The organism is Nocardiopsis synnemataformans (assembly GCF_965343085.1).
In the GTDB taxonomy this organism is placed as follows: Bacteria; Actinomycetota; Actinomycetes; order Streptosporangiales; family Streptosporangiaceae; genus Nocardiopsis; species Nocardiopsis alborubida.
Map to the genome: position 1 here is coordinate 51557 of NZ_CBDRFA010000023.1, position 26684 is coordinate 78240.

Genomic DNA, 26684 nt, shown 5'->3' on the forward strand with positions numbered 1-26684 from the left:
ACAGCGGCGGAGCGCCGCTGTCAGCTCTACGGGCGGGTGGTCGCTGTCACCGACACACCCCCGCACCGCCCGGAGGCGAACCGCTACGCTCACACCGTGGCCTCCGACTCCAACACCTGCAACTTCCCCGGCTGCGACCGGCCGGTGCCCCGCGCCTCCTCGCCCGGCCGCCCGCCGCAGTACTGCGATCTTCCCGAGCACACCCGTTGGCGCGCCTGGAAGGAACGCCAGCGCCAGACCCAGGAGGCCGAACGCCAGGAGGAGCTGGCCCGCGCCGCCCAGGAACCCTCCGCCGCCGACTCCGCCGGGCCCGCGTCCTCCCCCTCCTTCAGCAGCGAACCGGTCACCTCCGCCCGCCTGCGCGCCGACGACCTGCTCACCCGCTTCGCCGTCCAGAGCGAGCAACTCACCGCCACCCTCCAGGCGGCCACCGAGGCCTTCTCCACCATGACCGACCCGGCCGCGGCCGAGGCCCAGGTGGAGGCCGCCCGCCTCGCCGGGGCCCGGCACGCCGCCGAGGCCGACGCCGCCCGTCTGGAGGCCGAGAACCGCCGCCGCGAGGCCGAGAGCGCCCGGCGCGTGGCCGAGGACGCCGCCGCCTCCGCCGTCTCCGCCACCCAGGAGGCCGAGCGCATCGCCGAGGAGGCCCTGGCCGCCCGGGACGCCGCCGAGGCCGAGCGCGACCGGCAGCGCACGCTCGCCGACCAGGCACGGCTCGAACGCGACGCCGCCGTCGCCGAGGCCAACGCCGGGCTGGCCACCGCCGAACGCCGCATCGCCGAACAGGCCGCCCGGGCCCGCGAGGAGCTGGAGCACGAGCGGGCCGAGGCGGCCCGGCGGCTCCAGCACGCCCGCGCCGAGGCCGAGGGGCTGCGCGCCGAGACCGCCGAGCACGCCCGCCAGCGCGACGAGGCCGTCCTGGCCGCCGAGAGCGCCCGGGCCCGTGCCGCGACCGCCGAGGAGCGCGCGGGCGAGGCCGCCCGGAGCCTGGCCTCCGAACGGGACCGCTTCGACGCCGAACTGGAGCGGACCCGCGAACGCCTGGAGTCGGACCGCTCGGCGGCCGCCGCCGAGCGCGAACGCCTCACCGCCGAACTGGAGCGGCTCCACGCCGACCGCGAGCGCCTGGCGGCCGACCTCGACACCCAGCGCCGCAACGCCGAGATCACCCTGACCGAGTCGCGGGAGGCCGCCGCCGCGCGCCTGGCCCTGGCCGAGGAGGCGCGCGACCGGGCCGTGGCCCGCGCCGAACTGGCCGAACAGCGCGCGGAGCGTGCCGAGCCACCCTCTGCCGGGCAGGACGCGGAACACACCACCACGTAACAGCCCGCTCTGAACGGCCCTGCCCCCTACGGATGTCCAGTCAGTCACCTAAGTACCGGTTCGTCCCGGTCTAGGATGGGAATCGTGCGAGACCTGGGAACCACTGGAGACACCGGACCGATGAGCGTGGGTGGTTCCCCCGGCGAAGGATCAGGACCCGAACGCGTCGAGGTGGGCGAACGCCCCCACCCCAGGGTCGACCTGCGGGCGCTGTTCGGACTCCAGCCCGGCGCCTGGGCGTGGACCACCGCGGTCAAGGCCGCCGTGTCCATGTCGCTCTCCTTCGCCCTGGCCACGTGGCTGTTCGGCTCCGAGGTCGGCACCCTGGCCGCCCTGGGCTCCATGACCGTCCTGTACGAGAAGAAGACGCCCTACGTCTACCGGTCGGCGGCCCTGGCCCTGGTCGGCCTGGGCTTCGTCGCCAGCGTCGCCCTCGGCTCCCTGGCCTCGGCCCTGGCCTCCTGGGCGCCCGTGTTCTCCATCGGCCTGACCGCCGGAATCGCCACGTGGGTGTGCGCCGCCTGGCGGGTGGACAGGCCGGGCCCCCTGTTCTTCGTCCTGGTCGGGGCGATCTCCACCATCGCCCCCGGCGGCCTGGCCGACGTCCCCCTGCACGCCCTGGTGGCCGCCCTCGGCGCGGCCATCGGCTGGTCGGTGTCGATGTCGGGCGCGCCCGTGCGCGCCCGACACCCCGAGTACCGCGCCGTGGCCGGGGCCTACCGCCAGCTCGGCTCCCTGCTGCGCGCCGTGGGCACCCCCGACCTGGACCACGCCCAGCACGAGGCCTCGGTGGCAGTGGCCGACGCCTGGCGGATCGTCCTGCTGGCCCAGACCCGCGGCTACCGCACCAGCCCCGAGGCCGCCCGGCTGCGCTCCCTGCTGCGCTGGGTCTCCGACGTGCACCTGGCCACCACCCAGGTGTGCATGGCGCGCCCCACGACCCTCCCCGAGAAGGCCGCCGACTTCGCCGAGCGTATGGCGCGGGCCGTGGCCGACCCCTCGCGCGGCCCCGACCCCGACGAACTCGACGAGCTGCGCCGGGGCCTGCGCCCCCGCTCCCTGGAGGCCCGGCTCTACAGCCAGCTGGCCCGGGCCGCGCAGGCCGCGCGCCGCTCCTCCCACGATGACGACGAGCACGCGGCGACCCTGCACGACGAGCGCTATCCGGCGCTGTGGGACGCGCTGCGCTCCAGCCTGGGGTCGGACTCGCTGGTACGCCCCACCGCGCTGCGCATGTGGGTCACGGTGACCGCGGCGGGCGCGTTCAGCCTCCTGCTGGGCCTGGACCACTACTACTGGGTGGGCCTGACCGCGACCGCCGTCCTCCAGGCGGGCAGCGTGGTCCTGACCATGAACCGGGCCCTCCAGCGGTCGCTGGGCACCCTCGTGGGCGTGTTCATCGGCGCCGCGCTGATCGCGGCGCACCCGCCGCTGGTCGTGGTCATCGTGCTCGCCGCGCTGTTCCAGGGGCTCACCCAGCTGGTGGTGGGCCGCAACTTCTTCTACGCCTCGGTCCTCGTGACACCGATGGCGCTGCTGCTGGCCGGGACCGCCGCGCCCGACCCCATCACCGACCTGGCCGGGTCGCGCATCATCGACACCGTCGTGGGTTCGGTGTTCGGCCTGCTGGGATCGCTGCTGCTGTGGCGCAGGGCGTCGGCGACCCGCCTGCCCCAGGCCATCACGAGCGTGCTGGAGACCTCGCGCGAGTGCATCATGGCGGTCCTGGACCAGGACGTGGAGATCGGTCCCGAACGGCGCTACCGGCTGCGCAGGGACATGCGCGCGGCCCTGGTCAACCTGCGCGGGGTCTACGACAGCGCGATCGGGGACGCGCCGCGCGCGGCGTCCACGCTGCCGCTGTGGCCGGTGGTGGTGGCCACCCAGCGCACCGGCTACCTGGCGCTGTCGGCGCTGGCCCGGGACAGGCCCGAGTCGTCGGGCGCCATCACCCTGCAACGGGTGGACCTGGCCTTCGGCGAGCTCATCTCCTCGATGCGGGAGCGCCGCACGCCCCGCATGGGCGCGATCCCCCGGCTGCCCGCCTACCCCAGGATCAACATGGAGCTGCGGGCCCTGTCCAACGCGATGACCAGCGCGGTCGCCCAGGACGAGCGCGCGGCGCGCCAGGAGGCCGAGCGGCGGGCCCAGCGCGAGCACCGCCGGGCCCAGAAGGACCTGGACGCCGACCTGTGACCCCGCCCCGGGCCCACCCCCGGCCACCGGGGGCACGGCCGGTCAGTCGACGAGGGCGAAGGCCCGCACGGGGAAGGCGGCCATCCCGCGGATCTTGGCGGGCACCGCGAAGAAGGTGAAGCCCTCCTCGGGGAGCTGGTCGAGCAGGCACAGGTGCGAGACGACGGGGACACCGGCGGCGAGCAGGACGGCCAGCGCCGGGCGTGCCCCCTCGGTCGCGGGCGAGGGGTCGTCCACGCCGACCGCGTCGATGCCCACCAGGGTGGCGCCGCCGTCGACGAGCACCTTGGCCGCGTCCTCGGTCAGGTACGGGTGCTCGGGGTGGCCGTAGGACTCGGTGCGCCAGTGCCGGTCCCAGCCGGTGCGCACCAGCACGGCGCGTCCGCGCACGTCCAGGCCGGAGAAGGCCTCCGGCCCGACCCGTGCGGCGTCGGTGGAGACGACCACGCCGGGCAGGTCGGCCACGCGGGACAGGTCCAGGTCGGCCAGGTCGGCGCCGTCCCGGTAGCGGTGGGCGGGCGTCTCCACGTAGGTGCCGGTGGCACCGACCATCGTGACGCGGCCGCTGCTGGTGCCGTGGCCGGGAACCGCGCCCGGGACGGCGGTGCGCTCCTCGACGGCGGGTTCCGGCAGGCCCGGAGAGGTGGTCATCCCGTCGGTGATCTGGTGGCTGACGTCGACCAGTTTCGGCATGGCTGTTCTTCCTCGCTCGCGCGTCCGGAGAAAAGACCCCTGACCTGCACCAGAGGTCTAGACCATAGCCTAGCGCCTGTGACCGGCGCCACGGCACCCGCGTCCGGCCCTGATCACGCCCTCCGGCCACGTCCTCCACCCCGCGGCCCCGATAAGCTCGGGAGACACGGACACGGGAGCCCTCCGCACGTCCGTCACCCCCGCACGGACCCACCCCACCCCGAGAAGAGGCGACCGAGTGACCCTGTACGGAGCGGCCAAGACCGTCATCGCGCCCGCCACACGCGTGGTGTGGCCCCAGCGCGTGGAGGGCGCGCACCACGTCCCCCGTCGCGGTCCGGTGATCCTGGCCGTCAACCACCTGGCGCTGATCGACCCGCTCTTCATCGGCGTGGCCTGCCCCCGGCCGGTGCGCTTCATCGCCAAGCAGGAGCTCTTCGACGAGGGGACCCTGCCCCGGCGGCTGTTCACCCGCGCGCTGCGGGCCATCGGCCAGCTCTCGGTGGACCGGCGCCCGGGCCAGAGCGCCCAGGAGGCCATGGACAACAGCCTCGGGGTGCTGGAGAGCGGCGAGGTCTTCGGGATCTTCCCCGAGGGGACGCGCTCCCCCGACGGCCGCCTCTACCGCGGACAGACGGGTCTGGCCTGGCTGGCGTTGACCACGGGCGCCCCGGTGGTGCCGGTGGCGCTGGCGGGGACCGAGCGGATCCTGCCTCCCGGCCGCAGGGTGCCCTCCCTCAACCGCGTGGGCGTGCGCTTCGGCGAACCGGTGGACCTGTCGCCGTGGGAGGGCCAGGCGGACAGGGCGCGCCCGCGCCGCGAGGCCACCGACGCCATCATGGCCGCCATCGCCAAGCTGTCCGGGCAGGAGCAGGTGCCCCGGTTCGCCGCCTCGGTCAAGGCCGAACTGGAGCAGGGTCGCCCCTCGGGCAAGTAGGGTCGCTCTTCGGGGGAGCGGACTCCCCCTCCCCCGCGGGCGGCCCCCAGAACGCGGAACCGCCCCGGTGCGCGGTGACTTTCTTCACAGCCCATTCGGAACTGGGGAACCGGTGACAGGGCGTTGACCTCTGGTTGAGGGACCTTTCAGGGCACCGGCGACAGCCTCCCGACCTGGTCCTACCAGGTTCTGCCTGAGCCGACGGCCCCGCGGGGCCCCGGGGCCCACCACGCGGCCCTGGGGCGGGGAGCGGAATTCTCTACCTTTATAGTAGGTTTTCCCGGTGCCAACACCGGATAGATTAGGCAAGCCTTACCTTTTGATGGCGTCCGACTCTGGCGCGAAGACTTGGAGCTGTGCGATGACGCGACCACTGCGAGTGGGAATCGTGGGTGCGGGCCCCGCGGGGATTTACGCCGCGGACCTGCTCACCAAGGACGAGACCCTGTCCGCGTGCGGCACGTCCGTCAGCATCGACATCCTCGACAAGCTGCCCTCCCCCTACGGCCTGGTCCGCTACGGCGTCGCCCCGGACCACCCCCGGATCAAGCAGATCCAGGGTGCGCTGCACAAGATCCTGGACAAGCCGGAGATCACCTTCTACGGCAACGTCGAGTACGGCGTGGACCTCAAGCTGGAGGACCTGCGCCACCACTACGACGCGGTCGTCTTCGCCACGGGCAGCGACCGCGACCGGCCGCTGGACATCCCGGGCATCGACCTGCCCGGCAGCCACGGCGCCGCCGACTTCGTCTTCTGGTACGACTCCCACCCCGACGTGTCGCCGTCCTGGCACGTGGAGGGCACCAGCGTCGCCGTGATCGGCGCGGGCAACGTCGCCGTCGACGTCGCCCGCATCCTCGCCAAGAGCGCGGAGGACCTGCTGGAGACCGACATCACCGACAACGTGTACGAGGGGCTGCGCGCCAAGCAGGTCACCGACGTCCACGTCTTCGCCCGCCGCGGCATCGCCCAGTGCAAGGCCACCCCCATGGAGCTGCGCGAGCTGGACAAGCAGCCCGGCGTCGAGGTCATCGTCTACCCCGAGGACTTCGACATGGACGAGGGGAGCCTCCAGGCCTGCGAGGACTCCAACCAGGTCAAGACCAACGTCAAGGTCCTCCAGAACTGGGCGATCCGCGACCCGCGCGGCGCCGAGCGCCGCCTGCACCTGCACTTCCTGCACAGCCCGGTGGCCGTGCTCGGCGAGGACCGCGTCACGGGCTTCCGGACCGAGCGCATGGAGCTGACCGGCGACGGCGGCGTCCGGGGAACCGGCGAGTACGTCGACCACGAGGTGCAGGCCGTCTACCGCGCCATCGGCTACCTGGGCTCGCCCCTGGCCGACCTGCCCTTCGACGAGGAGCGCGGCGTCGTCCCCAACGCCGAGGGCCGGGTCCTGGACCTGGACGAGGAGCCGATGGACGGCGTGTACGCCACCGGCTGGATCAAGCGCGGTCCCGTGGGCCTCATCGGCCACACCAAGGGCGACGCCCTGGAGACGGTCACCAACCTGGTGGCCGACCGCGAGGCCCTCACCCCGGCCTCCGAGCCCGACCCTGTCGCCTTCCGCGCCCTGCTGGAGGCGCGCGGCGTCCACTACACCACGTGGGAGGGCTGGCAGCGGATCGAGGCCCGCGAGGAGGAACTGGGCGCCGAGCGCGGGCGCAAGCGCCTCAAACTCCTCTCCCGTGACGAGCAGACCAGCATCGCGCGCCAGGAGTAGCCTCCGGTTCGCGGGCTTCCCGGCCGGTCCCGTGCCCCTCTGCGGGACCGGCCACCGCATTCCCCGCTTCGCCCGTGAGTACCGTGAGATTGCGCATGCGCCGCATCTGCCGGTAGCGGAACAACGGCCCGGCCCGATGGGTTAGAGTCACTGTTGGTCGGTGTGGTAGCAAGTGTCCCCCGGGCCTCAACAACCGCCTTCGCGGAATACCGCGTCCGGCCCCGCCTCCGGGTGGGTGACCGTACGGCCAGGAGCCCCGTTGTGCCCCGCGCCGAGAGGCGACCGCCATGCCGACCCTCATCCTCGTGCCCCGTTCCCACCGAGGTGGGAGCGGGGCATCGTGGTATTTCCAGCCATCCCCAGTGAAGGACGGTCAGGCGTGGACGAACGGTCCCCCCGGCAACCGGATTCCTCCGGGCCGCCCGAAGCATCGCACGAGTCCCCGGCGGCGCACCCCTCGCGCCCCGCAAACCCCTACCGCATCCCCCAGCGCACCCAGGGGCCTCCGCCCGCGGACACCGGCGGCCACGGACACCCCGATCCCGCGGAACCGGTGACCCCGTCCGCGCCCGTTCCCGGCACTCCCCCGCAGCCCGACTTCCCGGAACCGTCCGCCGGGTCCTGGAACGCACCCGCCTCCTGGGACGAGCCCCCGCGCGGGGGACCCGCCGACGAGGGCTGGAGCGCCCCCTACCCCTCGGCGCAGGGTCCCTCCGGCGACTGGAACGGGTCCCGGGACGACGAGGCGCACGACTCCTGGCAGGACGCCCCGGCCTCCCGGCACGGCGTCCGCGAGCCCGCCGCCGGACACGGTCCCGCGGACGGCCGCACCGACACCTGGGACGACGACCCCTACCCGGGTCAGCCCGTCCACCACGGCGACACCCCCTATCCGGGCGAACCAGACGACCCGGCGCAGGAGCACGGCGGCCGCGGGGAGACCGGTCCCCAGCACCGCCAGGGATCCCCGGACGGCTTCGAGTACCTCTACAGCGGCGGCGGCCCGGGCTCCGGCGGACCGGACGACCCCGACCGCTACGGGGGCGACGGCTACGGGAACGACGACTACGACTCCGGTCCCCCGCCCCGCAAGTCGCGGCGCGGCCTGCTCATCGGCGTGCTCTCCGCCGTCGTGGTGCTGCTGCTCGTCGGCGGCGGCGCGTCCTGGTACGTCCTGACGCTGCCCGAGCCCGAGGAGGCCACCGCCGAGTACGAGGCCGCCTGGGAGGCGCAGGACTACGAGCGCCTGGCCGCGGTCACCCGGGGCGGCGACGCCGCCGCGGTGCTCGGCGGGATCGACTCCGGGCTGGGCGTCGACTCCATCGCGGTGGAGGTCGGCACGGTGACCGCCGACGGCGGCACCGGCAGCGCGCCCTACGAGGTCACCGTGTCGCTGACCAACGCCGACGACTGGGGCTGGGAGGGCGAGCTGCCCCTGGTCCGCGAGGACGGCGAGTGGTGGGTGGAGTTCTCCTCCGAGGTCGCCTACCCCGGCCTGGGCGAGGGACAGGTCCTGGCCCGCACCGCCGTGTGGGGCGAGCGCGGCAACATCCTGGCCGCCGACGGCACCGCCCTGGACGGCGGCAACGTCTCCGGTTCGCTCCAGATGATCGCGGGCTCCCTGGGCGAGGCCACCGCGGAGGACGTCGAACGGCTCGGCCCGGCCTACAGCGTCGGTGACACCGTGGGCGTCAGCGGCCTCCAGCGCACCCACGAGGAGCGGCTGGCCGGAGAGGCCGCCACGACCATCCTCATGGTCGACGCGGCCGCCGCCGAGGACAGCGACTCCCTGGAGGCCACCGAGGAGAACACGGTGGCCACCCTGGACGGCGCTGACGGCGAGGACATCACCACCAGCATCGACATGGCCGTCCAGAACGCGGCCTCCAACGCCATCATCGACTCCCCCGACCCGGCGGGCCTGGTCGCGGTGCGCCCCTCCACCGGGGAGATCCTGGCCGCGGCGAACGTGCCCGGCGGGTTCAACCGGGCCTTCGAGGGCCAGTACCCGCCCGGATCGTCGTTCAAGATCATCTCCTACAGCTCGCTGCTGGACAACGGGATGAGCATGGACGCCACCATGAACTGCCCCAAGGAGTACGACCTGGGCGGGTGGCCGTTCGTCAACGCGGGCGACGCCGAGTACGGCGCCCAGACGGTGACCGAGGCGTTCGCGACCTCCTGCAACACCGCGCTGGTGGAGCAGGTCGGCGACCGGCTCAGCTCGGACACGCTCCAGGCCAGCGCCGAGCAGTTCGGCATGAACGCGCCGCTGGACATCGGCGTGCCCACGCTCGAACCGTCCTTCCCGCCGGTGGACAGCGCCACCATGCTGGGCGCCCAGAGCATCGGCCAGGGCCAGATCCTCACCTCGCCGCTGCACATGTCCACGGTGCCCGCCGCGGTCGCCGACGGTTCCTGGCGCCACCCGGTGCTGGTGACCGAACCCGCCCAGGAGGGCCTGCCCGAGCCCCGGGCGATCGCCCAGGCCGAGGCGCTGCGGACGATGATGCGCGCGGTCGTCACCGAGGGCACCGCCGAGGACGTGCCCTTCCAGGGCGAGGTGCACGCCAAGTCGGGTACGGCCGAGTTCGGCACCGCCGAGGACGCCGACGAGGACGGGGAGCTGCCCAGCCACGCCTGGATGGTCGGCTTCAAGGGCGACGTGGCCTTCGCCGTGGTGGTCGAGGGCGGTGGCGGCGGCTCGTCCGTGGCCGGTCCCCTGGCCGCCAGCTTCACCAACGCCCTCTGAGACAGATCCGCCGCGACGGCGCGTACCGGCCCCGCCGGTACGCGCCGTCGGCGTCGGGGCGCCCCCGCGCCGCGCGGTGCGCCTGCGAGGGGATGTGAGCCCGCGGCCCCGGAGCGGTGCGGCGGCCCGTCCCCGGAAGCGGCCCGGCCCGCGGCGGCCTGGCCGGAAGCGGTCCGACGCGCGCGCCCGGGACGGCGTGGCCGGTGTCGGTACCGGTTTCCCTGCGTCTACGATGCTCCCGGGCTCCGCCACACGCCGCGGCCCCGTCCCCGGCCTTTCCAGGACCGGTAGCCCCCCTGTCTCCGCTTCGGGGCATGTGCTCTCCCCAAGCAGGAAAAATCCGACCCAAAACAACCAATTATTACTTTAAGCTATTTAGTGACTACTAAGAGTTAATGAGCGGGAACCCGGGGCAGATCTACGGATGGCGCCAGGAGAACGGTTCCCCCGAGGGTCGAGCTGGGGGGATCGGCGCCACCGGACCGACAGATCGTCGGTCCGCCTCGAAAGGACACAGGATGAACCGCAAGACTCTCACTCGGATCGCCTTCGCCTCCGTCGCCGTTCCGGCCCTGGCCTTCGGCGCCCCGGCCACCGCCATGGCGGACAGCTTCTTCTCGGGTGAGTCCAGCGCCGCCGGCCCCGAGGGCGCCGCGAGCCACAACGTGACCGCTGTCGCCTTCGATGGCGGCGACTACGGCCACGGCCACGGCCACGGCCACAAGGACGGCAAGGGCGACGACCACTGGAACGGTGGCGGCTCCTTCTACAAGAAGAGCGCCACCTGGGCGGGCTACGACGGCGCCGCCTCCCACAGCATCGTGAGCGGTGCGAACTAGGCATCCCGTTTCCGTCGGGCGTGACCCGACCCAACCCGAGGAGGGGAAGGACGATGGTCCGACTACGACGAGCGCTGTCCCTGACCGGTGTGGCCTTCGGCCTGGCGCTGGGTGCGCCCTCGGTCGCGATGGCCGACACGGTCTTCGAGAAGGACTTCGGCAGCGCCAGCGCCGAGGGTGCCACCATGACCGTGGTCCACAGCCGCGTCGGCGACGACGGCGAGGTCTTCTACGAGTACGTGACCTACACCGCCTCCATGCACGGAGCCACGGTGGACAGGACCACCAGCAAGGCGAACTGAGTTCCCGCGAGGTTGCGGGCGGGCGGCCTTCACGGCTGTCCGCCCCTGGTGTGCGCGGGCGCGGCGCGGTACACGCGCCCCCGCGCACGGAAGGTGGAAAGACATGCGAAACCTGCTTCGAGGCCGCGTCCTCGCGGGGATGGCGGCGGCGGCCGTGTGCTGCGCCGGTGTGACCGGCGCGGCCGACCCCGGCGACGTGTTCGCCGACGGCGGGACCCCGTCCGCGACCCAGGGGACGGGCTCCGGCGACGGCTGGCCCCCGCCGTGGACTCAGGAGGACCCTGCCGATCCCTGGCCCGAGGCCGAGGCCGAGGTCGTGCGGCTGGTGAACGACGAAAGGCCCGGGTACGGGTGTGAGAAGCTGAGCGCCCACGAGCTGCTCACCCAGGCCGCCCGGGAGCACAGCCAGGCCGAGGCCGGCGACAGCGGGTTCCCCGGCGGCGGGTTCCTCGGCAGCTCGTCGGCCAGGGACCGCGCCCGCGGCCTGGGATACGCGCACCCCTCCGGCGAGATCGTGGCCAGCGGCTTCGAGACGGCCGAGGAGGCGGTGGAGGCCTGGACGCGCCGCGGCCACAACCAGGTGCTCGCCGACTGCGAGGCCGAGCACATCGGCGTAGGCGTGGCGAAGGGCGAGGACGGCCCCTACTGGACCGTCATCCTCGGCCACGGCGACTGAGCCGGGCGCGCGGAAAGACGCCCAGCGGCTCCGGCCCGGGGCACCGGTCAGGAGGTGCCGACGGCCTCAGGCCCGTCCGGAACGGGGTCCGGTTCGGGCGCCGGGTCGCCGGTGGTCTGTGAGGTGTCGGCCGGCGCCGTCGGCGCGGACGGTTGCGGTGTGCTCGGGGTGAGTACGAACAGCATCACGAGCAGGCCCGCGGTGACCGCGGCGATCAGACCGCACGCCACCCACGGTTTCCAGCCGCCAAGACCGGGGTCGGCAGGAGCGTCGGGGTCCGCTGACCCGAAGGACTCCAGCCGTCCGGCCAGGTCCGGTTCCTCCTCGCTGAGCTGCCGCTCGATCTCCGCGAGGATTCTTCTCTCGTGCTCTCTCAGGGACATGGAACCCTCCTCGGCCACGGGGGGAAGGACTGTCGTCGCCAGACTTACAGTCTCCCCCGGGTGTACCTGAGATATCCAGGTGTGCACAGGTTTTCCGATGTGGGTTTCTATGCCCGATTCTGGGTAGAAAAATCGGTTCTCTCCGTAGGACACAACCCACCGCCCCGGACCGGCGACGCGCGCCGCGCCGACGTGGGGCCGCGGACCGGATCCGCCGGGAGTCATCCCGGGTAGCACTCGACCTCGGCGGCCTTGACCCCCGCCCACACCGCGTCCCCCCGGGACAGGCCCAGTTCGGCCAGGGCCGCCGGGCTGATGTCGGCGGCCAGGGAGGGGCTCCCCGCCAGGTGCACCCGCACCTGGTCGCCGAACCGCTCGGTCCCCTCCACCGTCAGCCGCCACACATTGCGCGGGCTGCCGTGCGGACGGTGCGGGTACAGGGCCACGGCGCGCGGCGGGAAGGCCACCAGGGCCGGGCCCCGGTGCGCCTCGTGCACCTCCACCCGGGCGGGCTCGCCGGAGCCGTCGCCGTCCAGGGCGACGGTGGTGCCCTCGGCCGTGCCGCGGAAGAGGTTGAGCCCGACCAGCCGCGCGACGTAGGCGGTGCGGGGGCGCCGCGCCACCTCGGCGGGTTCGCCCTGCTGCACCACCCGGCCCTCCTCGATCACCGCCACACGGTCGGCGAGCACCATGGCGTCGAGCGGGTCGTGGGTGACCAGCACCGTGGCCCCGTCGAACTCCTCCAGCAGGTGGCGCAGCCGGGCGCGCACGTCGATGCGGGTGCTGGCGTCCAGGGCGGCCATGGGCTCGTCGAGCAACAGCAGGCGCGGGCGCACGGCCAGGGCGCGGGCCAGCGCCACCCGCTGGGCCTGGCCTCCGGAGAGTCGGCGCGGCCGGACGCGGGCGTGCGCGGACAGGTCCATGTGGGCGAGCAGTTCGGCGGCGCGCTCGCGGGCCGCCGCCCGCGACAGGCCCTGACGGCGGGGGCCGAAGGCCACGTTGTCCAGGGCGCTCATGTGCGGGAAGAGCAGGTAGTCCTGGAAGACCATGCCGATGGGGCGGCGCTCCACGGGCGTGGTGGTCTGGTCGCGCCCGTCCACGAGGACCCGTCCGCCGGTGAGGGGCACTAGTCCGGCCAGGGCGCGCAGCGCCGAGGACTTGCCCGCGCCGTTGGGCCCCAGCAGGGCGAGGATCTCCCCCGGGCGCACCGTGAGGGAGGCCTCCAGGGTGAAGGTGCCCCGGCTCAGGCGCAGGTCCGCCTCCAGCGCGGGTGTGGGTTCGGGCATGGGTCCGGAGTCGGGCGTGGACTCGTCAGGGTGGTGGTTCGGGGCCATCAGGTGTTCGTCCACCTCTCGCGCAGGGTGGCCAGGACGGCCAGGCAGACCGCCAGCAGGATCAGGCTGAGCACGATGGCGGCCTCGGGGTCGCGCTGCATGGCCACGTACACGGCCAGCGGCATGGTCTGCGTGGTGCCGGGGAAGTTCCCGGCGAAGGTGATGGTGGCGCCGAACTCGCCCAGGGCCCGCGACCAGCACAGGACCGCGCCCGCCGCGATGCCCGGCAGCACCATGGGCAGGGTGACGCGGGCGAAGACGACCGCCCGGCTGGCGCCCAGCGTGGCGGCGGCCTCCTCGTAGCGGCGGTCCGCGCCGCGCAGCGCGCCCTCCACGCTGATCACCAGGAACGGCATGGCGACGAACACCTGGGCCAGAACCACGGCGGCGGGGGTGAAGGGCAGGGTGATCCCGAACCAGGCGTCCAGGTACCGGCCCACGATCCCGTTGCGTCCCAGGACCAGCAGCAGAGCGACGCCGCCGACCACGGGCGGCATCACCAGGGGGACGGTGACCAGGGCGCGCACGAGGCGGCGCCCGGGGAAGTCGGTGCGGGCCAACAGCCAGGCCAGCGGCACCCCGAGGAGCAGGGACACGGCCGTGGCGGCGGTGGCGGTGGACAGGGACAGCCACAGGGCGGCCAGCACCTCGGGCTCGGCGAGGCGGCTGCCCATGGTGGACCAAGGCGCGCTGACCAGCAGGCCCGCCATGGGCAGCACGAGGAAGGCCACGCCCAGGAGCGCGGGCAGCACCAGGATCCAGGGCGGTCGGCCGGAGCGCACACGCGGCGGACGGCGGCGCGGCGCCGCGGTGGGCTCGGCGGGGGCGCGGTCGGGCGTCATGGCACCTCGAATCCGGCGGCCCGCAGGACCTCCTCGCCCGCCGGGGAGCGCACCAGCTCCACCCAGGCGGCGGCGAGCGCGGCGTCGGAGGTGGTGGAGACGACCCCGACGGGATAGTCGTTGACCACCTCGTCGGACTCGTCGAACGCGATGCCCTCGACCCGGTCGCCCGCGGAGACGACGTTGGTGGCGTAGACGAGTCCGGCGTCGACCTCGCCGAGTTCGACCTTGGTCAGGACCGCGCGCACGTCCTCCTCGTAGGTGTCGGGGGTGATCTCCAGCCCGGCCTCGTCCAGGACCGCGCCGGTGGCCGCGCCGCAGGGGACCTCCTCGGCGCAGAAGGCGACGGCGGTGTCCCCGCCCGCGAGGTCGGCCAGTTCCTTGACGTCGGCCGGGTTGCCCGGGGGCACGACGATGCGCAGGGTGTTGGCGGCGAAGACGACGCCCCGCGCGCCGTGCTCCGCGGCCCAGTCGGGGTCCAGCCCCTCGCCCTCGACGACCCGGTCCATGGTGGCGGTGTCGGCGGAGGCGAAGACGTCGGCGGGGGCGCCGGAGTTGATCTGGAGGGCCAGGTCGCTGCTGCCCGCGAAGTTGAGGACCACCTCGGTCCCGGGGTGCTCTGTCTCGAACTCCTCGGCGAGGTCGGTGAAGACGTCGGTGAGGGAGGCCGCGGCGAAGACGTTGAGCCGGTCGCCGGGGCCCTCCCCCGAGGAGCAGGCGGAGAGGGCGAGTGCGGACGCGGTCAGGGCGCAGGCCAGGCGGAGCGCGCCGGGCCGGAGACGGCCGGGAGCACCGGTTCCCGGGTGGAGAACGCCGGACTGGAGCCAGCCGAGCGGAGCGTGTCCGGGGCGCCGGGGAACACCTGACCTGAGGTTGTGGAGGGCGCGGTCACGCATGGCGCTCCCCGGTGGTCTCCACGACCACGTTGGTGGACTTGACCACCGCGGTGGCGACGGTGCCCACCTCCAGGCCGAGTTCGTCGGCGGCCTCGCGGCTCATCAGCGAGACCACGCGGTGGGGTCCGGCCTGGATCTCCACGCTGGCCATCACCCGGTCGCGGACGATGTCGGTGACCAGGCCGCGGAAGCGGTTGCGGGCGGAGGACAGGCGCCGTGCCGGGTCCTCGTCGGTATCCGTGCGCATGAATCCGGCCAGGTCCGCGCCCCCGATCAGACGCCTCCCGGAGGCGTCACGGGTGGCGGACAGGCGGCCGGAGTCGACCCAGCGCCGGACGGTGTCGGCGCTGACGCCGAGGAGGTCGGCGGCCTCGCTGATGTGGAAGGTCGGCATGGGGACAACCTACCCCTGGCATCTACTGGGACAAAAGGGGCTTTCCGCTAGCAGATGCTTACCTTTTCGCCCTGATTCTGGGGATTTTGCGGCAGAAAGCCGCGCGGGACAGGGGGCACCGGACCGGGCGCCCCGCAGAGGAATCGGGGAACGGCTCCCCCCGGCGAACGAAGCGGGCTCCGGCCGGGGAGACACGTTCCCCGGCCGGAGCCCGCGCGCTCCTCGTCGGCAGGTCAGCCGCGCACGTCGGCGACCTCGCTGACCGGCCCCTCGGCACGGTAGTCGTCCAGCGCGGTGACCACGTATCCGACGCCGTTCTCCAGCGGTGCGGTGTCGGTCAGTGCCGTCTCCCCCGTCAGGCCCACGAGGTTCTCCGCGCTGACCGCGGCGCAGCGCTCCTCCTCCGACCCGGCGGCGGCCGCGTCGGCGGGCAGCCGGTAGACGGCGTAGAAGCGGGCGCCGTCGACGGCCTCCCACGCCACGTCGACCCCCTCGTCGGCGGCCCGGGCCGTGACCCCGCCGACCGTGCCGACCAGCGGCCCCTGGCCCTCGGGCGTGTCGGAGAGCGGCGGCAGCGCGGGGTTGCCGTAGTGCTCGTCGGCCAGTGCGGCGTAGGCGTCGGAGGCCTGCTCGCGCAGGTTCTTGATGGAGAAGTAGACGTCGCCGTCCACCTGGGGCAGCTCACCGGAGTAGTCCAGCTGGGTGCTGAGCGCGTCCTCGCCGGTCCAGCCGTCCTCGCCCACCCGGTAGGCGGCCTGGCCGATGTACAGGTCCACGCCGGTGCCCTCGACCTCCTGGGCCCACCAGTCGGCCAGAACCTCGTAGTCGGCGACGTCGAAGCCCCGCTCCCAGTACAACTGCGGTGCGACGTAGTCGACCGTGCCCTCCTGGATCCAGGTGCGGGTGTCGGCGTACTGGGCGTCGTAGGACTGGAGGCCCGAGCTGGACGAGCCGCTGGGGTCGGTGGAGTCGTTGCGCCAGATGCCGAACGGGGAGATCCCGAAGCTCACCCAGGGCTTGGTCGCCTCGATGCCCTCGTGGACGTCGGCGATGAGCTGGTTGACGTTGTCGCGGCGCCAGTCGCCCCGGTCGTCGAAGCCGTCGCCCTGCTCCTCCCAGGAGGCGTCGTCGTCGAACTCCTCGCCGTCCTTGGGGTAGGGGTAGAAGAAGTCGTCGAAGTGCACGCCGTCGATGTCGTAGCGCTCCACCACGTCGAGGATCACGCGGGTCACCCACGCGCGGACCTCGGGGTTGCCGGGGTCGAGGTAGGCCTCGTCGCCGTAGTCGACGAGCCACTCGGGGTTCTCCCTGGCCGGGTGGTCATCGGCCAGGTTCTCGACGTCGGGGTCCTGGAAGCCCACGCGGTAGGGGTTGAACCAGGCGTGCAGTTCCAGGCCGCGCTCGTGCGCTTCGGCCACCGCGTACTCCAGCGGGTCGTAGCCGGGGTCGCCGCCCTGCTCGCCGGTGAGGTAGCGCGCCCACGGCTCCAGGTCCGACTCGTAGACGGCGTCGGCGGTGGGGCGCACGTGCAGGAAGACCGCGTTGAGTCCCATGCCGGAGGCGTCGTCGAGGTAGGCGTCGAGCTCGGCCTTCTGCTCCTCGGCGGACAGGCCCGGCTCCGAGGGCCAGTCGATGTTGCGGACCGTGGTCAGCCACGCCCCGCGCATCCGCCGCTCCGCCCCGCCGTCCCCGCACCCGGCGGAGGCGGCGGTCCCTGGCCCATCGCCGGTCCCCGGCTCCTCGGCGTCGGTGCCCCGAGCGGTGCAGCCCGCCAGCAGGACGGTGGCCGCGGCGGCCGTCGCGGCCCACCGCAGCGCGGCGCGCGGCGAGGTCACGGCACGAGCCACTGAATCCATGGAAGAGGTCTCCTCTGAGGGGTCGTCGCGCACCGCCGTCACCGTGGCGTCGCACCGCGAACCAGAGTAGGCCAGACAGTCAATTTTCGGACACGATTGCGGCAAACTGTGGATAACCTCGCACCCTCCGTGCCAGGGGGCCATCCCCACAGGTCAACGGAGTGTCTGCGCGGGCGGCCACGGAGCACGATCCCTGTCAGGCAACGGCAGGGGCCGGGCCACGGGGGCGGCACCTGCCCGGGAAGGGGGCACGCCGTGCACCCCGGCCACCACGGCCGATACCGGACACACCGTCCCAGACGAGGTTCTAGACTCGGGGACCGTGAACGCCCTCCTGAGCCCGCCCCACCTGTTCGTCCGCACCGTCGCCGTGCCCGATGACACGGCCAGCCTGGTGCACCGCCTACCGGCGGACTCCCCCCTGGCCTGGCTGACCGGCGACGAGGGCATCGTGGGCTGGGGACAGGCCGCGCGGCTGGACCTGGGCGGCGAGTCCGAGACGGCCGAGCCCACCGACACCACCCGTTTCACCGAGGCGGCCCGCTGGGTGAACGCCCTCACCGAGCGCGCCGAGGTCCACGACGAGGTGGGAGTGCCCGGCACCGGCCCGGTCGCGTTCGGCACGTTCGCCTTCGCCCCCTCCTCCGCGGGGTCGGCCCTGGTGGTGCCGCGCGTGCTGATCGGTCGGCGCGACGGCCGCGCTTGGCTGACCACCGTCACCGACGCACCCGGGGCGCACCCGGCCGTGCCGCTCCGCCCGGCGTCCGCGCCGCGGCCCGTCGGCCCGCTCTCCTGGAGCACGGGATCGCTGACCGGCGAGCAGTGGATGGCCGCCGTGGCCGGTACCGTCGAGCGCATCCGCGCGGGAGAGCTCGACAAGGCCGTGCTGGCGCGCGACGCCCTGGCCGAGGCCGACGCCCCCATCGACGTGCGCACGCTGCTGGAGCGGCTGCGGCTGCGCTTCCCCAGCTGCTTCACCTTCTCCGTGGACGGCATGGTCGGAGCCACCCCCGAGCTGCTGCTGCGCCGCGAGGGCGACCGGCTCTCCTCGCTGGTGCTGGCCGGAACCCGCCCCCGGGGCGAGGACCCCGACGGCGACCGGCTCCTGGCCGAGGAGCTGCTGACCTCGGCCAAGGACGTGGACGAGCACCGCATGGCCGTGGACTCCCTGCGCACCGCGCTGGAACCGCTCACCGAGGAACTGGACGTGCCCGGGCGGCCCCGCCTGCTCGCGCTCGCCAACGTGCAGCACCTGGCCACGCCCGTGCGCGCCCGCCTGTCCCCCCGGGTCTCGGCGCTGGACGCGGTCGCGGCCCTGCACCCCACGGCGGCCGTGGGCGGTACTCCCACCGCGGCGGCCATGCGGCTGATCGCGAAGGCCGAGGGCATGGACCGGGGCGGCTACGCCGGTCCGGTCGGGTGGCTGGACGGCGCGGGCAACGCCGAGTGGGGTATCGCCCTGCGCTGCGCCCGCGTGGAGGGCGCGCGCGCCCGGCTGTTCGCCGGAGGGGGCATCGTCGCCCAGTCCGACCCGGACTCGGAGCTGGCCGAGACCGAGTCCAAGTTCCGGGTGATGCGCGAGGCCCTCACCGACCCGGTCTGAGCTCGGGCGGGACCGGAGCCCACACCCCGGTTCGGGTCTCACCGTTCGCACGTGGGTGGCGGCGCGCACGGGGGCCGCTGTCCGTACGAAGGCGGTGCTCCGCACGGGGTGGCGTTCCGCACAGGTGCCGCTGTCCGGACGGGATTTCACGGGCGTGAAACACGGCGCCGCTAGCGTGGCGCCCATGCGTGTCGACGAGGTTTCCTGGAACGATCCCGACGCCGTCGCCCTGCGGGCCGGTCAGCGTGCGGAGATCGCCGAACGGTACGGCACCCCCGACTCCGAGCCGGGGGTGGCTCCCTCCGCCGGGGACATCGCGGTGTTCGTGGTGGCCCGCGACGCCTCGGGCGAGGCGGTGGGCTGCGGCGGCCTGCGCGACCTCGGCGACGCGGCGGGCGAGGTCAAGCGGATGTACGTCCGGCCCGACCGGCGCGGCTCGGGCGCGGCGTCGCTGGTCCTGGCGGCGCTGGAGGACCGGGCCCGCGAGCGGGGCTGGAAGTGCCTGCGCCTGGAGACGGGCGACCGCCAGCCCGACGCGGTGCGGTTCTATACCCGCTCGGGGTACACGCCCATCCCCGGTTTCGGCGCCTACGCCGACGAGCCCTCCTCGCTCTGCTTCGAGAAGGTGCTCTGAGGGCTCCGCGCCCCGGGCGCAGGCCCCGGCGGACACGGAGAACCGGCCCCGGCAGCCCCCACGATGGATGCCGGGGCCGGTGGTCGTCGTCCCTACCGGCGGGAGGGGGTCCGGGCTACCTGCCGACCTCGCGGCCCGCGGTGTGCCAGATGCACACCACGGACGGACGCGGGAACTCGCCGTCGGGCCAGGTGCTGGTGGGCGCCTCGAAGCTGCCGCCGTCACCCGGGTGCTGGGGAGCCAGGAACACCGTCTTGCTGTCCTCGGTGACGAAGGGGCCGCAGGCCTCCGCGCCGACCGGGACGGTGGCGAAGGTCTTCAGCTCACCGCGGAAGCGGCCCTCGACCGGCATGACGTGCAGGCCGTCGTTGATCCCCAGGGCCCCGGGCTGGCCGTCCGTGGAGATCCACAGGTTGCCGTCCTTGTCGAAGGTCAGGTTGTCCGGCGAGGAGATCGGCATGACCTTGGACTTGTCGAAGCCCGCGTAGTAGGTGTCGTCGTCCTCGGGGTTGCCGCACACCAGCGGCACGTTCCAGGAGAAGGAGGTGGCCCCGGCGTCGTCGCCGGCCTCGACGATCTCCAGGATGTGTCCGTGCCGGTTGGGGCCGCGCGGGTTGGGCTCGTCTGCCTGGCCGGGCTCACGGGAGGAGTTGTTGGTCAGCGCGCAGTAGACCTTGCCGGTGACCGGGCTGGGCTCGAAGTCCTCGGGGCGGTCCATCTTGGTGGCGCCCATGGCGTCGGCGGCCAGACGGGTGTGGATGAGGACCTCGGCGACGCTGAAGCCGGGGACGAAGCTCTCGGTGTCGGTGCACAGCGCGATCCACTCGCCGGAGCCGTCGAACTCGCCGTCGGCGGGCAGCGCGCCGGAGCCGTCGAACTCCTCGGCGGGGCTGTTGCCGGAGAGGCGGGCCACGTACAGGGTGCCCGTCTCCAGCAGGGTGAGGTTGTGGCGGCGGGAGCCCTCGACGTACTTCTTGGCGCTGACGAACTTGTACATGTAGTCGAAGCGCTCGTCGTCGCCCATGTAGGCCACGACCCGGCCGTCGTCAGCCAGGCGGGTGGTGGCGCCCTCGTGCTTGAAGCGGCCGAGCATGGTGTGCTTGCGCGGCTCGGACTCGGGGTCGAGCGGGTCGACCTCGACGATGTAGCCGAAGCGGTTGATCTCGTTGGCGTGCTTGGAGAGGTCGAAGCGCTCCTCGAACCGCTCCCAGCGGCGACCCGTGGCGCCGGTGCCGACGCCGTAGCGCCTGGTCTCGGCGGACCCGGAGCCGTTGGCGAAGTACTGGTTGAAGTTCTCCTCGGCGGTGAGGAAGGTGCCCCACGGGGTCATGCCGCCCGCGCAGTTGTTGAGCATGCCCCTGACCAGGGTTCCGGTGGGGTCCTCCGCCGTCCTGAGCAGGTCGTGCCCGGCGGCGGGGCCGGTGATGCGCATGGGGGTGTCGGCGGTGATGCGGCGGTTGAAGGCGCGCTCACCGGTGGACAGCGCCCACTTGCCGGTGCGGCCCTCGCGCTCCAGCTCGACGATGGAACCGCCGTGGGCGGCCATGGCGATGCGGATCTGCTCCTCGCTGGCCGCGTTCCCGTCGGTGTACCCCGGGAACATCAGTTCCTCGTTGGTGTACTCGTGGTTGACCCACAGCAGGGCGTGGTCGTCGTCGAGCTGGTGGAAGCCGACGTAGTCGCAGTTGTAGCCGAACTGCTGGGCCTGCGCCTCGGCGGTCTGGTCGTACACGTCGAACTCGGGCGCGCCGGGCAGGACCGGCTCCCCCCAGCGGATGATGACGTGCTGGTCGTAGCCCCGGGGGATGGTGATCTTATCGTCGTTGTTGGGCTGGACGCTGGTGAAGGTGGGCCGCGGGGAGGGGTGGGGGCGGTCGGGGCCGCGGCGGTCGGCGGAGGCCGGGCTGAGCGCGGCGAGTCCGAGCGCGCCCGCTCCGGCGCTCACGGCACCGGCCTGGATGATGGAGCGGCGGGAGAGCGCTTTGGCGAAGATGTCCCCGAAGTAGGGGTTGTCGCTGGTGTTGGGAGCCGGGTGGAAACAGGCGTCGCCGCAGCGCAGTCTGCATGTCGCACGGGAACGACCGCCACCGACCTGGCCGATCAACGGCAGCTGGCGGTGGCGGGGCGCGGATTCGGGCACACCTTCTCCTTGGGGATCGTGCTGCTCCCACGCGCTCCGTCGGTGCGGGGTCTGACCGGGGCGCGCGGATTGTCTCCTGGTCCGACGGGGGTGCTCCGCCGGACGCTCTCGACCTTGGCCGAAATTCCAAACGCGCAGGTGAAACCGAGGTGAACGCGCCTACAACTCCGGCGCATGCCCTGGTGGGTCACGCTGGGAATCCGTGTGGACACAGATCGTCGGGTCCGGTCGTGATCATGGCGTACCGTACCCGCCGGGTCCACGTGACACGCCCGTAACCGTCCCCGGAGTTGTCGGCCCTCCCGTGATTCGGCACCGGGCGGAACGGTGCGGGGACGGGTCCGGGAACGGAAAACGGTTGCCGAGAGGAGGGGTTTCCGGGCATGCCGACGCCGGGGAGGGCGAAGAGCCGGAAAGGGCGGGCGCGGTGCCCGGTGCCGCGGTGGACGGGTTCAGGCGCGCTGACCGCCGCTGCGGCCGACGGGGACCACCATGGGCCCGCCGGTGACGGGGTCCTCCACCACGACCGCCTCCAGGTCGAAGGCCTCGCGCAGCAGTTCGGGGGTGAGCACGTCGGCGGGGGCGCCGCTGGCCACCACCCGGCCCTCACGCATGGTGATGACGGTGTCGGCGTAGCGGGCGGCGAGGTTGAGGTCGTGCAGGACCATGACGATGGTGCGCCCGCCGTGCAGGTGCAGCTCGCGCACCAGGTCCAGCACGTCGACCTGGTGGACCAGGTCCAGGAAGGTCGTGGGCTCGTCCAGCAGGAGGAGGTCCGTGCCCTGGGCCAGCACCATGGAGATCCACGCGCGCTGGCGCTGGCCGCCGGACAGCTCCTGCAACGGGCTGTCGGCCAGCTCCAGCAGACCGGTCTGCTCCAGGGCGTCGGAGACCGCCCGGTGGTCCTCGCCCGACCACTGCCGGTACCAGCGCTGGGAGGGGTGCCGTCCGCGGGAGACCAGGTCGGCGACGGTGAGCCCGTCCGGCGCCACGGGTTGCTGGGGCAGCACGCCCAGCACCTCGGCGACCTCGCGGGTGGGCACGCGGTGGATGTCGCGGCCGTCGAGCTCCACCAGGCCCGCCCGGGGCCTCATGAGCCGCCCCAGGGCGCGCAGCATGGTGGACTTGCCGCAGCCGTTGGGGCCGATGACGCAGGTGATGGTGCCCTCGACGATGTCGGCGTCCAAGCCCTCGACGACGGTGTGGTCGTCGTAGGCCAGGGTGAGGCCGCGCGCGCTCAGCCGGACCGGCGCGGAGGCGGACGCGGTCGCGGGAACAGTGCCGGGACCGGCGGTGGTGTGGGCGGTGCCCGTGGGCTCGTCGGTCATGGTGTCGGAAGTGGTGACGGTGTCGGAAGTGGTGGCGGGTTCGGACGTGGTCCGCGTTCGGGCGGGGTGTGTGGTCACGCCTGTGCCTTTCGGTTGCCGCGGACGAGCAGGTAGACGAGGTAGAGGGCGCCCAGGCAGCCGGTGACGATGCCGACCGGGAGCTGGACGCCGACCAGGTTGCGGGCGATGAGGTCCGCGGCGCAGGTCAGCGCGGCGCCGACGAGGGCGGAGAGCAGGACCGGCGGCCGGGATGTGCGGGCCAGGCGCAGTGCGATCTGCGGGCAGGCCAGCGACACGAACAGGATCGGCCCGGCGGCGGAAGTGCCGAAGGCGGCCAGGAGGACGGCCAGCACCAGCATGGCGGTGCGGGCGCGTTCGAGCCGCACGCCCAGGCCGCGGACCACGTCGTCGTCGTAGGAGAGCACGTCCAGGGTGCGCGCGGCCGCCAGTGCCAGGGGCAGGAGGACGAGCAGGGCGGTGGCGACGGGGACCGCGTCCTGCCAGGTGCGCATGGACAGGCTGCCCGAGATCCACACCATGGCCCGCCCGGTGTCGCTGACCTCCCCCAGGGTGAGCATCCACAGGGTGAGGTTCATGAGCACCGTGGACACGCCCACGCCCACCAGCAGCAGGCGGAACCCGTCGATGCCGCCCCGCCAGGCCAGTCCGTAGCACAGGGCCCCGGCGGCCAGGCCGCCGATCAGGGCCAGGGCCGGAACACCGATGTCGGCGAGGGGGCCGCTGACGATGCCGTAGCTGCCGCCGAAGGCCAGCACCGCGACCACGCCCGCGCTGGCCCCGTGGGTGACGCCGAGCAGGTCGGGGCTGGCGAGGGGGTTGCGCATGATGGTCTGGGTGATGGCGCCCGCGGCGGCCAGGGCGGCCCCGGCGAGCATGCCCACCACCACGCGGGGCATGCGGACCCGCCAGACGGTGAAGTAGTCGTCGTAGGTGGTGCCGACGACGTTGGCCCACACCCGGGCCGGGGAGAGGAACACCTCCCCGACGGAGAGGTTGAGCGCCACCAGGACGAGGAGGACCAGGGCGGTCAGCAGTCCGAGGAGGACCGGGCGGGGGCGCAGCGGGACGGAGACCGGGCCCAGGCGGAGGGCGCGGCCGCGCCTGGCGAGGCTGGCGCGGGCCCGTGCCCGGGCCTGGTCCTGGTCCTGGTGCGGGACGCGTGCGCGCTGACGGGCGCCGTGGGGGGCGGCGGTTCCGTGCGAAGCAGTGGTCCCGGCGGGGGCACCACGGCCGGAGGTCTCAGAGGGGGCGGAGGCGTCCGGAGAGGCAGGGGTCCCGGAGGAACGGGAGGTTCCGGGCGGAGTGGAGGTCATAGGGAGAGCAGCCTCCGGCGGCGGACGATGTGGACGAAGAAGGGCGCGCCGAGGAGGGCGAGCACCACGCCGACCTGGAGTTCTCCGGGCGGCGCGAGGAAGCGGCCCAGAACGTCGGCGGCCAGGAGCAGGGTCGCGCCCATCAGCGCGGAGTAGGGCAGCAGCCAGCGGTAGTCGGCGCCGACGACGCCGCGGGCCAGGTGCGGCACGATCAGCCCGACGAAGGCGATGGGACCACAGGCGGCGACGGTCACGCCGGTGAGCAGGGTGATGGCGAGCAGCCCGACGACGCGGGCGCGGCCGATCCGGAAGCCCAGGGCGCGCGCGGTGTCCTCCCCCAGTGCCAGGGCGTTGAGGGCGCGGGCGTTGGCCAAGGCGAGGACGGCGCCGACGGCGACCACGGGCGCCATGGGGACGAGGATCGAGGGGTCGCGGCCCACCAGGGAGCCCACCCGCCAGAACCGGAAGCTCTCCATGGTCGACTCGTCGAGCAGGACCAGTCCCGAGACCAGGGAGTAGCACATCCAGCTCACGGCGGTCCCGGCCAGGGCCAGGGTGATGGGTGTGGGGCCGCGCCCGGGGACCGAGCCGATGGCGTAGACCGCGACGGCGGCCGCGGCGGCGCCCGCGAAGGCGAACCAGGCCTGGGTCTGGAGCGTGGTGACGCCGAGCAGCAGGATGCCCAGCACCACGGCGAGGGCGGCGCCGAAGGTGACGCCGAGGATGCTGGGGTCGCCCAGGGGGTTGCGGGTGTGCCCCTGCATGAGGGCTCCGCCCAGGCCCAGGCTGATCCCGGCGAGCAGGCCGAGCGCGGTGCGCGGCAGGCGGATCTCGTTGACGATGATGTCGGCCTCGGCGCCCGCGGTGGAGGTCAGGGCCAGCCACACGGTTTCGGGGGTGAGGGCGCGGGCGCCGACGAGCACGCTGGCCAGGGCGGCGAGGCACAGCAACAGGAGCAGCAGGGCCAGGCCGGAGGTCCGGCGCGTGCGGCGGGCCGCGACCGCGTTGCCAGCGGAGGGCGGTGGAGCTGCCGGGGCGGCGGGGGTTCGGGGAACGGCGAGGGTTCGGGGGCTGGTGGTGACGGATGCGGGAGTCGATGCCCTCCGTGGCGGCGCCTCCTTGGACGATGCCTCCGGGGCGGTGGAGGCAGGAGCGGCGGAGGTCGGCGGCGGTTCGCTGGTCTCGCTCACCCTGTCTCCCTCTCATGACGAAAGGCCAGGCCAACCTAAGTTAGGTTTGCCTAGCCACACCTGGATACTCTAAGTTTGCCACGTCTCGACCTGAGACGTCACCTCCCCTGGTGATGTGTGCCGTTCTCGTGTTCGCAGCATGCAGTTTTCCCCCGTTTCCCTCATCGACCGGGAGCCCCACGATGACCATTCTCCCCTCCCTGCGCCGCGCGGGACTGCCCCTGTCCCTCGCCGCCTCCCTCGCCCTGGTGACCGCCTGCGGTGCGGGCGGCCCCGAGGAGGAGGCGCCCGCCTCCGAAGCCGGGCAGGAGACGGCGGAGGGCTTCCCCCTCACCGTTACGCACGCCATGGGTGAGACCGAGATCCCCAGCGCTCCCGAGCGGGTGCTGCCGCTGGACTTCACCTACGTGGACGCCACCCTGGCCCTGGGCGGGAACGTGGTCGGCTTCACCCAGATCGCCGAGGGCCAGGACGCCCTTCCGGAGTACCTGCTGGAGAGCGACTGGAACGTCGGCAGCGCCGAGGGTGCCGAGTCGGTGGGCCTGCTGTGGGAGATCAGCCCGGAGCTGGTCGCGCAGACCGAGCCGGACCTGATCCTGTCGGCCGAGGTCCGCCACGGCGACGGCTACGAGCAGCTGACCGAGGTCGCCCCCACGGTGATGTCGGAGACCACCGGCGCGACCTGGAAGGAGAACCTGCTCCTGGCGGCGGAGGCGATGGGCGCGACCAAGGAGGCCGAGCGCCTCCTGACCGAGTACGAGGACCGCGCCGCCGCCATCGGCGAGGAGATCGCCGCGTCGTCGGACGGGGAGCCGCCCACGGTGTCGGTGGTGCGCTTCGCCGGTGACGCCGACGGCGTGCGCCTGTACACCCGCAACTCCTACGTCGGTGTGGTCCTGGACGACCTCGGGCTGCCCGCCAGCGAGGGGACCGACACCGGGTCCGAGGAGATCGCGACCTACCACAGCCCCGAGCGCCTGCTGGACCTGGAGGCCGACCGGATCCTGGTGGCCACCTACGACGACGGCGCCGGTGCGGTGGACGAGGACAAGGAGCGCTACACCGCGAACCCGCTGTGGGGTGAGCTGGAGGGCGAGAAGACGGACGTGGACGACGCCTACTGGATGTCGGGCGTGGGCCTGATCTCGGCGCACGCGGTGCTGGACGACGTGGCGGAGATCTTCGAGGTGGACCCGCAGCGCTAGGCGGTGTTCTCCGGACCTCCGCTTCGCCGCGGTCCGTCCGGAGAACAGCCCCTGGACGGTACCGGCCGGGGTGGAGCGTGCGGGAGGGGACGACGTTCCAC

22 protein-coding genes are annotated in these 26684 nt (G+C 73.3%); 11 read left to right on the forward strand and 11 right to left on the reverse strand.

What is annotated here, in order from left to right:
- The first annotated feature begins 96 nt into the window (after window positions 1-96).
- Together ACSIH6_RS15455 and ACSIH6_RS15460 are read left to right on the forward strand one after the other, a co-directional pair.
- Window positions 97-1323, forward strand: a complete 1227-nt coding sequence (locus ACSIH6_RS15455) for a coiled-coil domain-containing protein (protein ID WP_435108986.1) — start codon at window positions 97-99, stop codon at window positions 1321-1323.
- A 120-nt stretch (window positions 1324-1443) separates the two neighbouring features.
- Window positions 1444-3519, forward strand: coding sequence for an FUSC family protein (locus ACSIH6_RS15460; protein WP_435109026.1), 2076 nt, complete (start codon window positions 1444-1446; stop codon window positions 3517-3519).
- A 42-nt stretch (window positions 3520-3561) separates the two neighbouring features.
- Here ACSIH6_RS15460 and ACSIH6_RS15465 read toward each other — a convergent pair whose 3' ends face one another.
- On the reverse strand, window positions 3562-4212 hold the full coding sequence (locus tag ACSIH6_RS15465; RefSeq protein ID WP_435108987.1) for a cyclase family protein: 651 nt from the start codon (window positions 4210-4212) through the stop codon (window positions 3562-3564).
- Between the two features lie 238 nt (window positions 4213-4450).
- On the opposite strand from ACSIH6_RS15465, the gene ACSIH6_RS15470 reads away from it, so the two are divergent.
- From ACSIH6_RS15470 to ACSIH6_RS15495, 6 genes are all read left to right on the forward strand, one after another.
- On the forward strand, window positions 4451-5149 hold the full coding sequence (locus ACSIH6_RS15470) for a lysophospholipid acyltransferase family protein (RefSeq protein WP_435108988.1): 699 nt from the start codon (window positions 4451-4453) through the stop codon (window positions 5147-5149).
- A 379-nt stretch (window positions 5150-5528) separates the two neighbouring features.
- Window positions 5529-6875, forward strand: a complete 1347-nt coding sequence (locus ACSIH6_RS15475; protein WP_435109027.1) for an FAD-dependent oxidoreductase — start codon at window positions 5529-5531, stop codon at window positions 6873-6875.
- Window positions 6876-7254: 379 nt separating this feature from the next.
- Entirely contained in the window at window positions 7255-9627 is a 2373-nt protein-coding gene (locus ACSIH6_RS15480) for a penicillin-binding transpeptidase domain-containing protein (RefSeq protein ID WP_435108989.1), read from the forward strand.
- A gap of 518 nt (window positions 9628-10145) precedes the next feature.
- Window positions 10146-10466, forward strand: a complete 321-nt coding sequence (locus ACSIH6_RS15485; protein WP_435108990.1) for a hypothetical protein — start codon at window positions 10146-10148, stop codon at window positions 10464-10466.
- A 53-nt stretch (window positions 10467-10519) separates the two neighbouring features.
- Window positions 10520-10768, forward strand: coding sequence for a hypothetical protein (locus ACSIH6_RS15490; RefSeq protein ID WP_150255047.1), 249 nt, complete (start codon window positions 10520-10522; stop codon window positions 10766-10768).
- 103 nt (window positions 10769-10871) lie between these two features.
- Window positions 10872-11444, forward strand: a complete 573-nt coding sequence (locus ACSIH6_RS15495; protein ID WP_435108991.1) for a CAP domain-containing protein — start codon at window positions 10872-10874, stop codon at window positions 11442-11444.
- Window positions 11445-11491: 47 nt separating this feature from the next.
- On the opposite strand, the gene ACSIH6_RS15500 is transcribed toward ACSIH6_RS15495, so the two are convergent.
- The 6 genes from ACSIH6_RS15500 to ACSIH6_RS15525 all read right to left on the reverse strand — a co-directional run bounded on the left by ACSIH6_RS15500 (window position 11492) and on the right by ACSIH6_RS15525 (window position 17149).
- Window positions 11492-11827: a DUF3040 domain-containing protein gene (locus tag ACSIH6_RS15500; RefSeq protein ID WP_435108992.1), complete on the reverse strand. Its 336-nt coding sequence runs from the start codon at window positions 11825-11827 to the stop codon at window positions 11492-11494.
- A 221-nt stretch (window positions 11828-12048) separates the two neighbouring features.
- Window positions 12049-13161, reverse strand: a complete 1113-nt coding sequence (locus ACSIH6_RS15505) for an ABC transporter ATP-binding protein (protein WP_435108993.1) — start codon at window positions 13159-13161, stop codon at window positions 12049-12051.
- Window positions 13161-14003, reverse strand: a complete 843-nt coding sequence (locus tag ACSIH6_RS15510) for an ABC transporter permease (protein WP_435108994.1) — start codon at window positions 14001-14003, stop codon at window positions 13161-13163. The genes ACSIH6_RS15505 and ACSIH6_RS15510 overlap by 1 nt, the downstream gene beginning before the upstream one ends.
- Window positions 14000-14899: a molybdate ABC transporter substrate-binding protein gene (gene modA, locus ACSIH6_RS15515; protein WP_435108995.1), complete on the reverse strand. Its 900-nt coding sequence runs from the start codon at window positions 14897-14899 to the stop codon at window positions 14000-14002. The genes ACSIH6_RS15510 and modA overlap by 4 nt, the downstream gene beginning before the upstream one ends.
- On the reverse strand, window positions 14892-15293 hold the full coding sequence (locus ACSIH6_RS15520) for a TOBE domain-containing protein (RefSeq protein ID WP_435108996.1): 402 nt from the start codon (window positions 15291-15293) through the stop codon (window positions 14892-14894). Before ACSIH6_RS15520 ends, modA begins: the two co-directional genes overlap by 8 nt.
- A gap of 233 nt (window positions 15294-15526) precedes the next feature.
- Entirely contained in the window at window positions 15527-17149 is a 1623-nt protein-coding gene (locus ACSIH6_RS15525) for a glycoside hydrolase family 10-like protein (protein WP_435108997.1), read from the reverse strand.
- 322 nt (window positions 17150-17471) lie between these two features.
- On the opposite strand from ACSIH6_RS15525, the gene ACSIH6_RS15530 reads away from it, so the two are divergent.
- The gene (locus ACSIH6_RS15530) at window positions 17472-18752 is read left to right on the forward strand and encodes an isochorismate synthase (protein WP_435108998.1); all 1281 of its coding nucleotides are present in this window, start codon (window positions 17472-17474) and stop codon (window positions 18750-18752) included.
- Window positions 18753-18936: 184 nt separating this feature from the next.
- Complete coding sequence (locus ACSIH6_RS15535) at window positions 18937-19386, forward strand: GNAT family N-acetyltransferase (protein ID WP_435108999.1); 450 nt, start codon at window positions 18937-18939, stop codon at window positions 19384-19386.
- Window positions 19387-19501: 115 nt separating this feature from the next.
- On the opposite strand, the gene ACSIH6_RS15540 is transcribed toward ACSIH6_RS15535, so the two are convergent.
- From ACSIH6_RS15540 to ACSIH6_RS15555, 4 genes are all read right to left on the reverse strand, one after another.
- Window positions 19502-21526: a PhoX family protein gene (locus tag ACSIH6_RS15540; RefSeq protein WP_435109000.1), complete on the reverse strand. Its 2025-nt coding sequence runs from the start codon at window positions 21524-21526 to the stop codon at window positions 19502-19504.
- Window positions 21527-21978: 452 nt separating this feature from the next.
- Window positions 21979-22932, reverse strand: a complete 954-nt coding sequence (locus tag ACSIH6_RS15545; protein WP_435109001.1) for an ABC transporter ATP-binding protein — start codon at window positions 22930-22932, stop codon at window positions 21979-21981.
- Window positions 22929-24188 carry a FecCD family ABC transporter permease gene (locus ACSIH6_RS15550; protein WP_435109002.1) on the reverse strand — a complete coding sequence of 420 codons (1260 nt, stop codon included), beginning with the start codon at window positions 24186-24188 and terminating at the stop codon, window positions 22929-22931. Before ACSIH6_RS15550 ends, ACSIH6_RS15545 begins: the two co-directional genes overlap by 4 nt.
- A complete protein-coding gene (locus tag ACSIH6_RS15555; RefSeq protein ID WP_435109003.1) occupies window positions 24185-25378 on the reverse strand; it encodes a FecCD family ABC transporter permease in 1194 nt (397 codons plus the stop codon). The genes ACSIH6_RS15550 and ACSIH6_RS15555 overlap by 4 nt, the downstream gene beginning before the upstream one ends.
- A gap of 182 nt (window positions 25379-25560) precedes the next feature.
- Between ACSIH6_RS15555 and ACSIH6_RS15560 the strand changes: the two genes are divergently transcribed.
- Window positions 25561-26583, forward strand: coding sequence for an ABC transporter substrate-binding protein (locus ACSIH6_RS15560; protein WP_435109004.1), 1023 nt, complete (start codon window positions 25561-25563; stop codon window positions 26581-26583).
- The last annotated feature ends 101 nt before the right edge of the window (window positions 26584-26684 follow it).

What these genes read in the sequence shown, in the direction of transcription:
- ACSIH6_RS15460 (WP_435109026.1), top strand. Translation starts at nt 1,444, where the DNA reads ATGAGCGTGGGTGGTTCCCCCGGCGAAGGATCAGGACCCGAACGCGTC.
- ACSIH6_RS15465 (WP_435108987.1), bottom strand. Translation starts at nt 4,212, where the DNA reads ATGCCGAAACTGGTCGACGTCAGCCACCAGATCACCGACGGGATGACC.
- ACSIH6_RS15485 (WP_435108990.1), top strand. Translation starts at nt 10,146, where the DNA reads ATGAACCGCAAGACTCTCACTCGGATCGCCTTCGCCTCCGTCGCCGTT.
- ACSIH6_RS15490 (WP_150255047.1), top strand. Translation starts at nt 10,520, where the DNA reads ATGGTCCGACTACGACGAGCGCTGTCCCTGACCGGTGTGGCCTTCGGC.
- ACSIH6_RS15495 (WP_435108991.1), top strand. Translation starts at nt 10,872, where the DNA reads ATGCGAAACCTGCTTCGAGGCCGCGTCCTCGCGGGGATGGCGGCGGCG.
- ACSIH6_RS15500 (WP_435108992.1), bottom strand. Translation starts at nt 11,827, where the DNA reads ATGTCCCTGAGAGAGCACGAGAGAAGAATCCTCGCGGAGATCGAGCGG.
- ACSIH6_RS15505 (WP_435108993.1), bottom strand. Translation starts at nt 13,161, where the DNA reads ATGGCCCCGAACCACCACCCTGACGAGTCCACGCCCGACTCCGGACCC.
- ACSIH6_RS15510 (WP_435108994.1), bottom strand. Translation starts at nt 14,003, where the DNA reads ATGACGCCCGACCGCGCCCCCGCCGAGCCCACCGCGGCGCCGCGCCGC.
- modA (WP_435108995.1), bottom strand. Translation starts at nt 14,899, where the DNA reads ATGCGTGACCGCGCCCTCCACAACCTCAGGTCAGGTGTTCCCCGGCGC.
- ACSIH6_RS15520 (WP_435108996.1), bottom strand. Translation starts at nt 15,293, where the DNA reads ATGCCGACCTTCCACATCAGCGAGGCCGCCGACCTCCTCGGCGTCAGC.
- ACSIH6_RS15525 (WP_435108997.1), bottom strand. Translation starts at nt 17,149, where the DNA reads ATGGATTCAGTGGCTCGTGCCGTGACCTCGCCGCGCGCCGCGCTGCGG.
- ACSIH6_RS15535 (WP_435108999.1), top strand. Translation starts at nt 18,937, where the DNA reads ATGCGTGTCGACGAGGTTTCCTGGAACGATCCCGACGCCGTCGCCCTG.
- ACSIH6_RS15550 (WP_435109002.1), bottom strand. Translation starts at nt 24,188, where the DNA reads ATGACCTCCACTCCGCCCGGAACCTCCCGTTCCTCCGGGACCCCTGCC.
- ACSIH6_RS15560 (WP_435109004.1), top strand. Translation starts at nt 25,561, where the DNA reads ATGACCATTCTCCCCTCCCTGCGCCGCGCGGGACTGCCCCTGTCCCTC.